The 1,718-nt window shown below is 47.8% G+C and carries 2 protein-coding genes; both read right to left on the bottom strand.

Annotated elements, in window-relative coordinates; genetic code table 11:
- A partial coding sequence (locus tag CIK90_RS06910; protein WP_144007236.1) for a LytTR family DNA-binding domain-containing protein occupies window positions 1–343 on the bottom strand: 343 nt, incomplete at its 3' end.
- A 241-nt stretch (window positions 344–584) separates the two neighbouring features.
- Window positions 585–1,553 carry a serine/threonine-protein kinase gene (locus tag CIK90_RS06905; RefSeq protein ID WP_094464678.1) on the bottom strand — a complete coding sequence of 323 codons (969 nt, stop codon included), beginning with the start codon at window positions 1,551–1,553 and terminating at the stop codon, window positions 585–587.
- Between the last annotated feature and the right edge of the window lie 165 nt (window positions 1,554–1,718).

Raw genomic sequence — 1,718 nt, 5'->3', positions numbered from 1 at the left:
GCTGAATCATCGCCGAGAGTTCGTCGCGGTCAACGGGTTTGAGTAGAAAGTCGAATGCCTCGTTACGAAACGAAGAAAGCATCGAGTCCTTATGTCCGGTGTACATCACCACCCGGCAGCGTCCTTGCGTCAGACGTTTCACCTCGCGGATGAAATCCACTCCCGACATGCCCGGCAGTTCTACATCAAGAAAGACGAGGTCAGGAGAAGCTGCCTTGATCAGTCCTTCTGCCACCATGGTGTTGCAGGCACTACCCACAACTTCGATATCGTCATATTCCAAGAGCATGCGACTCAAAGTTTCGATGGAGAGAATCTCGTTGTCTATAATAATTGTTTTCATAAGTATCTAATTTGTAGAATAATAGTTTAAATTTGTGAAATATTTACTTTATAGTGCTTTCAAGTGTCTCGGAACCGTAAGCATAGCGCTGCATCCATTATTATTATGAATATCGAAACGGATCTTTGCGTTTTTGTTTTCTTCGTTGATAATCGCCATAGTGTGGCGGATGATATTCAGACCAATTCGTGCCTTGGTATTGTTGTAGGCACGGATGTCAAACCCAGGGCCTGTTCCTGCTTTATTTACCCCAAAGCTGATAGTCGATTACCTTATTGTCGTTGGGCTGAATGCTGTCGCTTGCCGAAGATGCAGGTTCTTGGGCATTCTTCTCCAGATGATAATAGCTCCCGGCCAGGGCTGCCAGTAGGGCGATGATGAGGGCACAGAGCAGGAGGGAGGCGTGGCGGTAACGGGGCGTACAGGACAGGCGCTGGCGCAGTTGGACGATATTCTGCGGACGGCTTTGCGGGTCGCGGCAACTACAGATTTCTGCCATCTTGCTGAGCGCCTTATCGCCCGTAGCCTTGGCCATGTCGCCCAGAACCATGCCCAGAGAATAAATATCGGCACGCGGTTCAGCCTTGGCTCCCGGCAACATCTGTTCGGGAGCAATATAGCCCGAAGTTCCGGCTGGCGATTTCAATACGCAGAAAGAATCGCTATCCGAGAGACCGAAATCGATGAGCTTCACGTTCTGTCCGTTATGTGTAATCATGATGTTGGAAGGCTTCAGATCGCGATGAATCATCTGTTTGTTGTGCATGTATTCCAGTGCATCCATCAGCTGTCCTGCTATCTTGCGGGCGAGTTCTGCCGAGAGGGCATTCTTCTTGATGAGCTGTTCCAGATTATCGCCGTCAATATATTCCATCACAACTACCGTGCCTAGGTTGTCAACCTTTTCCAGGTCGATGGTACGGCAGATATTGGGATGTTCCAGCTGCTGACCTATTTCAAACTCCTTGGCGAGTGCCTGGCGGTAAATAGGGGTGTAGAGAAAATCGTTCTTGAGACATTTCAACATGAAACGCTTGCCGTATTTGGTGGCTGTAAAGATGCGTGTATGGCCCGAAATAGACACGTAGCATTGGTGGAGATTGCTGAATGCATCCTCCACAGGCAAGGGGTTTGAATTGTTCATCTCCTTGCTGATATCCTCGGTAAATCCCGATGTCGTTTTCTTCTTCTTTTCTTCAGTTTCTTCCATGCTCACGGATTCCTCTTTTTCTTGATTACTGTTATTCTAGTTTCGCAACTGAGGGAATTGATTGAAGTTAAAGAAGTTATCACTCCCTACGGTCGTTCGGGAAGTTAAGAGACAATAGCCTTTTGCCGTAAGACGTAGGACATTTGTCCCTTAACTTCTCTCTAA

This window comes from Prevotella sp. P5-126, from assembly GCF_002251185.1.
Taxonomy (GTDB): domain Bacteria; phylum Bacteroidota; class Bacteroidia; order Bacteroidales; family Bacteroidaceae; genus Prevotella.
This window is presented reverse-complemented; position numbering and strand designations above follow the sequence as displayed.